Genomic DNA, 7,751 nt, shown 5'->3' with positions numbered 1-7,751 from the left:
ACCCAGCAGGGCAAGCAATCGTTTGTGTATCGGCTGGCCGCGCTGGACAGGAAGGAGAGGCCACACAAGTTGACGACGAGTTCGACCAGCCGCCAATCGACCATCCCCACCCGGTTGACGCATCACACTTCAACGTCCGCGTCTGGGTGATGGCACCAGTTTGCCCTGATGGACACGACACGGTTTGTGTATCGGCTGGCCGGGCTGGGCAAACCGGATTCGCGGTACACGTCCCAGCGTTTCTGGTCCAGCTGCCCGATGCCTGGCAGGTGTAAGTGATATTACCCGTATAACCAGCTGCCGTATTGTTCAGAGTGACAGCAGCACCGATGGAAGAAAGTGCCACACCCGCCGATGTCGCACACGAACCCCATGCGGGAACCGACCCTGCCCCAATGGCTGGGCAATTCTTCGGATTGTTCGTGCAGGCGCTGGTATCCGCACTCAACACAGCCCCGAAATTGCTTTTGCAAATGGAGCTTTCGTACGTGGTGATAACTGTTCCGTTGTCAAACCCGTATGCAGAGCATGCCGCTGTACCCTGCTTCGGGATGGACGGGCAAGTGCACGCTGTTGCGCCATTGCTTTTACCCCTTGTGCTTGTTGCTTGACTTGGTGGTCATCGCCCTTTTGCGTGCCTTGTACTCCGCTGACAATGCCTTAGCTTTGTCGATGTCTCGTTGCTGGCCACGTTTGGTGCCGCCTCCAAACAGAACGATGAGCGTGTCGCCATCTTTGGCGAGATAGATCCGGTAACCTGGCCCCCGGTCGATGATGTATTAACCAAACACGCTCCGCAGCCCTTGCCCAACCTCACCGCCCCAACAACCCCGCCAAATCCACCCCCAAATCCCCTGCCTGCGCCAGCGTGGGTGACACCCCCGCATCCAGCAGCTTGCGCGCCAGCAGGTGGTCTTTGCTGGCGTTGACGCAGTCCACAGCCAGCAGCTTGTCACCCTTGAAGTGATAAACGCTGAACGAGCCAGCCGCCATGTCACCCCGCACCGCCCATTGGTCGGCGCCCATCGACAAGCCAGCCATTTGCAGCTTCTTGTCGTACTGGTCGCTCCAGAACCAGGGCGTGGCGGTGAAGGGTTTTTCCACGCCCAGCAGGGCAGTGGCGGCGGATTTGCCTTGCTCGGTGGCGTTTTGTACGGATTCCAGGCGCAGCAGGCTGCCATCGGCCAGGCGGCGGGCGGTGCAGTCGCCTGCGGCGACGATGGCTGGGTCGCTGGTGCGGCCACAGGCATCGACGACGATGCCGCGCTCACATTCCAGGCCTGCGGCTTGAGCCAGTTGGTCGTTGGCGGCGACACCAATACCCACCACCACCAGGCCTGCCGGGTAGATCTGGCCATGTGCCATGCGCACGCCGGTGACGGTGTTGTGCGCATCGGTTTCAATCGCGGCAACACGGGCATCGAGCACCAGCGCTGCGCCGTGGCTGCGGTGCAGGTCGGCGTACCAGTCGGACAGCACCGGGGCCAGCACGCGGCCGAGCAGGCGCGGGGCGGCTTCCAGCACGGTGGTGCTCAGGCCTTTTTTGCGGGCGGTGGCGGCCACTTCCAGCCCGATGAAGCCACCGCCGATGACGATGACGGGCAACTGTTTTTCAATACACAGCGCCATGCGTTCGGCAATGGCGCTGGCATCATCGCGCGAGCGCAGCGCAAACACGCCTTGGGCATCACCACCGGGCAACGGCAGGCCGCGCGGGGTGGCGCCGGTGGCCAGCACCAGGCCGGTGTAGGGCAGGGTGCTGCCATCACTCAGGGTGACCTGTTTGGCGGCGCGGTCAATGGCGCTGACGGTGATGTGGGTGCGCAGCTCGATGTTTTTGCGTGCCAGCATCTCGGGCGCACGCATGACGAGTTGGGCGCTGTCCATCTCACCGGCCAGCCAGGCTTTGGACAGGGGCGGGCGGTGGTAGGGGCCGTAGGCCTCGTTGCCCAGCAGGGTGATGCTGCCGGCAAAGCCGCCGCTGCGCAGGGCCTCAGCGGTTTGCACGCCAGCCTGGCCGGCTCCGATGATGACGATGGCTGCGCTCATGGTTTATTCCTGAGTGGCGGGCAACTGGATCAGCAGGCCTTCCAAGGCTGCTGTGGCTTTGATCTGGCAGGCCAGGCGGCTGTTGGGGCGGCGCTCGGCGGCTACGTTTTCCAGCATGCCGAGTTCGCCTTCAGAGGCAGCGGGCAGTTTGTCCAGCCAGGCTTCGTCCACGTAGCAGTGGCAGGTGGCGCAGGCGCAAGAGCCGCCGCATTCGCCCAGAATGCCGTCGATGCCGTTGGCGATAGCGCCTTGCATCAGGTTCCAGCCGTCGGCCAGGTTGACGGTGGTGGATGTTCCAGATGCTTCAACGAAGGTGATGTTGGCCATTTTTTATGTCTCCAAAAATAGAAATGCGCCGCCCTGGTCTGGGCGGCGCTGTGGGTGGGTCAACGGCGGATTATCAAACAGCCAATTCCAACACCAAGGGGCTGCGGAAGGTGCTGGATGGCATCCATGGCAACTGGTCGGCCACGCGGTGGTATTCGGGCACCACTTTGTGGAACTCGTCAAACGCGATCTTCACCGCCAGGCGTGCAATCGCCGTGCCCAGGCAGGCGTGTACACCCCCACCAAAACCCAGGTGACCACGCGGTTTGCGTGTGATGTCATACACATCCGGGTTGGGGTACTGGCGCTCGTCGCGGTTGCCTGAACCATAGGCCAGGCAGACAAAGTCGCCCGCCTTCATGGTCTGGCCGTGAATGGTCACGTCTTTCATCAAACGGCGGCGGAAGCGCTGGGCCGAGGTGTTGAAGCGCAGGCTTTCTTCAATCGCGTCGGGGAGCAGCTCGGGGTTGGCTACCACGGCTTTGCGAGCGTCTTCAAACGTGGCCAGGTTGTAGGCAAACATCATCATGAAGCCGCCCATGGATTCGACCCCGGCCATGATCAGCGTGGTGGTGGTCAGCAGCACTTCGCGGTCGTCCAGGCGGTCGCCGTCGATCTCGGCCAGCGCAAAGTTGCTGATCAAGTCGTTGCGCGGTTCGGCACGGCGCATGGCGATGACCTTGCTGGCGTACTCTTGCATCCAGTTGTAGGCGGCAATGTGCTCCGGGCCTTTGGCGCGGGTGCGGGCATCACTTTGCACCATCAGCACCGCGTTGTCACGCACGGTTTGCTCGTCCACAATGGCCTCGTCCCCCATGGGCAGGCCCAGGGCGGCCATCAGCACCTTCACGGTGAACTGGGAAGACACTTCCTTGAAGTCAAACTGCTTGACCCCTTTGAGCTGGCCAAACACCTGCTGTGCAATGGCGCGGATGGGTTCTTCCAGCGCCAGCAGGTTGCGCTTCATGAAGGCGTGCTGGATCAGGGCGCGCATGCGGTCGTGCTTCGGTGGATCTGAGCTGCCCAAGGTGGCACCGGCGCGGCCGGGCAGTTCGGTCATCAGATTGCCGCTGGCTGACGAGTAGGTTTCCCAGTCGTTGAGGGCGGTGACGATGTCGGTGTAGCGCGTCAGCACCCACATCTGGGCCTCGGGGCTCCAGAAGCAGGGGGCCTCATCGCGCAGATGCTTGTAGTACGGGAACGGGTCCGCATCTACCGCCGGTGAGTACGGGTCGAAACTGAACATGCTGTCTCCTGTGTGTTGTTCGAGCCTCAACTTTAGAGAACGAGGCGTTGCCGCGCACTGCAAAAAGGTGCACCCAGGCTGGTACTTTTCGTTCAAAATTGATTTATGACAAAAAGCGCCAGCCGGTCCACGGCACCCCGTCGAGCCACAACCATTCCGCACTTTGCGCTGTATGGCGAAGCCGCCGTGGCCGGGCAGGATTTGCTGCACGTGGAAGACGTCGAGTCGCGTAGCGCCCGCTACGCTTGGGAGATTGAACCCCACGTGCATCATGGCCTGTACCAGGTGGTCTGGCTGCATCAGGGGTCGGCACAGGTGCTGCTTGACGAGCATCGTGACACCGTTGCGGCCCCGGCGGCCCTGGTGGTCCCGCCGGGTGTGGTGCATGGCTTTCGCTTTGCGCCACAAACGGACGGTGTGGTCCTGACCCTGAGCGCCCGTTTTTTGCTGGAAGGTGAGTTTCAGTCCGTCGGTGAAGCCTTCCGTGCCTTGTTCCTGTCGCCCGACGTGATTCGGTTGACGCCAGAGGACAGCACCGGCCAGCGCCTGAGTGCCCTGTTTCGCAGTTTGCTGGCCGAGTTCAAGATGCCGGATGCCGCCGGTGCCCCTGTGACGGTGTGGCTGGCCCGGGCGGTGGTGTGGCGTTTGTCACAACTCAGTGCCCAAGGCCAGTTGGCGCGAGGCCAGCGCAGGCAGAACCATCAGGCACTTTTCACGCGCTTTGTGCTGCTGGTGGAACAGCACTTTCTGGAGCACTGGCCGCTGGAGCGTTATGCCTCGCGCCTGGGCCTGTCCACGGCACGGCTGAACCGGCTGGTGCGCTCTGAGCGCAGCATCAGCGCGCTGGAGCTGATTCATGAACGGCTCACGCGCGAAGCCTGCCGCCGGCTGATCTACATTGCTGCCCCGGCGGCACGGCTGGCCACCGAACTGGGGTTTGACGACCCGGCGTATTTCTCACGGTTTTTCAAGCGGCGCATGGGGGTGAGCCCGCAGAGTTACCGGGCGGCGCATGGTGGGAATTCCGATCACGCCAGAACGAATTAATTCCTGGAACAACTGATACTTCCTCCGGCGTTGGTATTGATCCAAGTTCCTGTTACACCTGTTGCTGTTACCTGTCCAGTAGCAACAGCACCCGTTGAAGCAAAGGCAGTCGTTACAAGGCCCGTACTGCTGATTTGCCCCGTACACAAGAAGCCTCCTCGAAAGTTGCTTCTACCTGAGCAGTTACTCACCGCGCCAAAGGCGCTGCTCATAACGAAGCTGAACGAGCCGGAATCCGTACCATCGAAGACACACTGATAATTTCCAGCATATCCAACTGTCGGCATAGCGCCTGCAGGGAAAAATGATTGAATCGGTGTGCTGACTCCATTCGGCATAGTTAACACGCCTGTCGTATCAGAGGTAAAAATAACAGATACTTGTCCATCACTACCAACCGACTGAGCTGGTTTATATACACAACCAAGGCATTGCCCTCCTGAATATTTCTCCAGATTGGCTACCCAAGTAGTCCCGTTATTACTCAATGTTCCAACAGCCAAATACCACTGCGGTGCGCCTGACGCATCATAGGTATAAGCTTGCATGGCCAATGTCGTACCGGATCCGTCAAAAACAAAACCACGACCAGATTCATTTGGATTCCACCATGCTCCAACTTTTGGACTGATTGCCATGCTGGACGTTGAAATCAATATTAATAATGATAAAAAATAACGCGCAAGGGTGTTCATGTTTTTAAAAAATGATCAACAGTAAATCTGTCTGGCTGAGATTGGCATTCTTATTTATCTGAGAATGACCTGAATAAGTCAGGCAGAAACAGTATAGCTCTCGAGTCGCTTATCAGACTGCTGAAATACCCCAAGGTCTACCGTTGAGGGGAGTGATGGTTACGCCTTCTCCGCAGCAAAAGCGTAAGCTCATAGAACAAGGATTTGGCTGAGCCAAGTTCATTGGCCCCACAAGTTCGACACGGTTCCCGGCTAGGGTCAGCCTTGGTCATCCAACCTTGAACGAAATCTCGCTCAAGCCCGCACGCAACCACTGGTGAGCGCTATCGTCGTGATAGCGTCTGTGCCAGATCATGTACATCGGCAACTTCGGGCAGTCCAGCGGCACGGGGGCACTGGCCAGGTCCTTGAACAGGTGCTGCTGCAGCAGGCCAGGCGCCGTGGTGAGCAGCTGGCTGCTGCGCACAAAAGCAGGCAGGGCCGCCATGCCGGGCACCATGACCCTGAACCGGCGTTGCACGCCGCGCGCCGCCAGCCACTGGTCCAGGTCGAGTGCACGTTTGGGTTCGTACACCACGGTGATGTGCTCAGAAGCCAGGTAGTCGGCCAGGGTGTGCGGCGCATCCCGCTGGCTGGGGTCGTAAAACACGCGGTAACTGTCCTCAAACAAGCGCTTTTGCATCACGTCGCCCCCCTCGGGCGGGCGCGGGCTGATGACCAGCTGGCAGTGTTCCTGGCGCAGCATCTCCAGGCTGGGAATGTTGGAAGCAATCACCCGCAACACCACCCCCGGTGCCTGCTGCCGCAGCTGCGCCATGAGGGGCGGCAGCAACACATCGCGCTGAAAGTCGTTGGCCGCAATGGTGAAGGTGCCGCGCCAGCGCGCCGGGTCAAAGACGCCCGACATGGCAAAACCTTCCATGGCCGCCAGCAGCTCGCGCGCTTTGCCAGCCAACTGCTCGGCATGGGCGGTCGCCACAATACCCCGGCCGGATTTGACAAACAGCGCGTCCCCGGTGATGGCACGCAACTTGTCCAGCAAGTGGCTCACGGCCGATTGCGTCACGCCCAGGCGCTGCGCGGCTCCGGTGATGGACCCCACCTCCACCACCGCCACCAGCAGCTGCAGCAGGTGGCCATCAAGATCGGCATAGTTGAATTTACTCATGGCCCCAATTCATCGCATTCACTCATGCGTTTCATCATGATTCATCTGTTTATTTTATTTAATGTTTGTCAAATACTTGGGCCCATCCGTTCTCTCAACACGTCAAAACAGGAGATTCACCGTGGCTTCCAAAACCCCTCTGCCGCAGATTCCGGGCACCAACCCGTTTGATGGCGAATACGCCAAACGCGGCTATGCGCTCAACAAGATGTGCTTTTCGTTCAACTCGGCCGAAAACCGCGCCGAGTTCCTGAAGGACGAAGAAGCCTACATGCGCAAATATGGCTTGACCGAGCCGCAGGCCGCCGCCATCCGTGCCAAAAACGTGTTGCAACTGCTCGATGCTGGGGGCAATGCCTATTACCTGGCCAAGTTTGCCGGTATTTTTGGGCTGGACATGCAGGACATCGGGGCCCAGCAAACCGGCATGACCAAAGATGAATTCAAGGCCAAGCTCGTGGCCGCAGGCAAATAAAAGGAAAGACAATCATGGCAAAAATCATCGGCGGCCTCGGCACCTCTCACATTCCCGCCATCGGCGGCGCAATCCACAAAGGTTTGCAACAAGACCCGTACTGGAAACCGTTCTTTGACGGCTTCCCGCCCATCCACGAATGGCTTAAAGCACAAAAGCCTGACGTGATGGTGATCTTTTACAACGACCACGGCCTGAACTTCTTCCTGGACAAGATGCCGACCTTCGCGGTCGGCGCAGCCACCCAATATGTCAACTCCGACGAAGGCTGGGGCATCCCGTCACTGGAACCGCTCAAGGGTGAGTTGGACTTGTCCTGGGAAATCATCAACCACCTGGTGGACAAGGAATTTGATGTCACCACCTGCCAGGAACTGCTGGTCGACCATGCCTGCTCCCTGCCGCTGAAGCTGTTTTACCCCGAAGGCAACTATCCCGTCACGGTGGTGCCGGTATGCATCAACACCGTGCAGTTTCCGCTACCCAAAGCGCATCGCGTGTACGCCTTTGGCCGCGCCGTGGGTGAAGCCGTGGCGGCCTGGGACAGCAGCAAAAAAGTGGCTTTCATCGCCTCTGGCGGCCTGAGCCATCAACTGGAAGGCACACGCGCTGGCTTTATCAACAAGGACTTTGACCTGAAGTTCATGGAAAGCCTGCTGAGCAACCCCGAATGGGCGACCCAGTTCAGCATCCATGAGCTGGTCGAGAAAACCGGCACGCAAGGCATCGAGCTGCTGGCCTGGC

At 59.6% G+C, this 7,751-nt stretch carries 9 protein-coding genes; 4 read left to right on the top strand and 5 right to left on the bottom strand.

Going from position 1 to position 7,751, the window contains the following annotated elements:
* Window positions 1-275 (top strand): hypothetical protein (locus PHW99_RS17290; protein ID WP_300180547.1); only part of this gene is annotated, 275 nt, incomplete at its 5' end.
* A 538-nt stretch (window positions 276-813) separates the two neighbouring features.
* Here PHW99_RS17290 and PHW99_RS17285 read toward each other — a convergent pair.
* The 3 genes from PHW99_RS17285 to PHW99_RS17275 form a co-directional block, all read right to left on the bottom strand.
* Window positions 814-2,049: an FAD-dependent oxidoreductase gene (locus PHW99_RS17285; RefSeq protein ID WP_300180543.1), complete on the bottom strand. Its 1,236-nt coding sequence runs from the start codon at window positions 2,047-2,049 to the stop codon at window positions 814-816.
* A 3-nt stretch (window positions 2,050-2,052) separates the two neighbouring features.
* Window positions 2,053-2,376 carry a 2Fe-2S iron-sulfur cluster-binding protein gene (locus PHW99_RS17280; RefSeq protein ID WP_300180540.1) on the bottom strand — a complete coding sequence of 108 codons (324 nt, stop codon included), beginning with the start codon at window positions 2,374-2,376 and terminating at the stop codon, window positions 2,053-2,055.
* 73 nt (window positions 2,377-2,449) lie between these two features.
* Window positions 2,450-3,622, bottom strand: coding sequence for a cytochrome P450 (locus PHW99_RS17275; RefSeq protein ID WP_300180537.1), 1,173 nt, complete (start codon window positions 3,620-3,622; stop codon window positions 2,450-2,452).
* 105 nt (window positions 3,623-3,727) lie between these two features.
* Between PHW99_RS17275 and PHW99_RS17270 the strand changes: the two genes are divergently transcribed.
* Entirely contained in the window at window positions 3,728-4,669 is a 942-nt protein-coding gene (locus PHW99_RS17270; protein WP_300180534.1) for a helix-turn-helix domain-containing protein, read from the top strand.
* Here PHW99_RS17270 and PHW99_RS17265 read toward each other — a convergent pair.
* Complete coding sequence (locus PHW99_RS17265; protein WP_300180531.1) at window positions 4,666-5,364, bottom strand: hypothetical protein; 699 nt, start codon at window positions 5,362-5,364, stop codon at window positions 4,666-4,668. The genes PHW99_RS17270 and PHW99_RS17265 overlap by 4 nt on opposite strands.
* 268 nt (window positions 5,365-5,632) lie before the next feature.
* The gene (locus PHW99_RS17260) at window positions 5,633-6,532 is read right to left on the bottom strand and encodes a LysR family transcriptional regulator (RefSeq protein WP_300180528.1); all 900 of its coding nucleotides are present in this window, start codon (window positions 6,530-6,532) and stop codon (window positions 5,633-5,635) included.
* Between the two features lie 121 nt (window positions 6,533-6,653).
* Here PHW99_RS17260 and PHW99_RS17255 point away from each other — a divergent pair, with 121 nt between their 5' ends.
* Window positions 6,654-7,007, top strand: a complete 354-nt coding sequence (locus tag PHW99_RS17255) for a protocatechuate 4,5-dioxygenase subunit alpha (protein WP_300180525.1) — start codon at window positions 6,654-6,656, stop codon at window positions 7,005-7,007.
* Window positions 7,008-7,021: 14 nt separating this feature from the next.
* Window positions 7,022-7,751 (top strand): class III extradiol dioxygenase family protein (locus tag PHW99_RS17250; protein WP_300180522.1); only part of this gene is annotated, 730 nt, incomplete at its 3' end.

The sequence above is a fragment of the Rhodoferax sp. genome, assembly GCF_028689305.1.
In the GTDB taxonomy this organism is placed as follows: Bacteria; Pseudomonadota; Gammaproteobacteria; order Burkholderiales; family Burkholderiaceae_C; genus Rhodoferax.
Note: the sequence above shows the minus strand (reverse complement) of the source record. Positions and strands in the feature narration are given on the sequence as shown.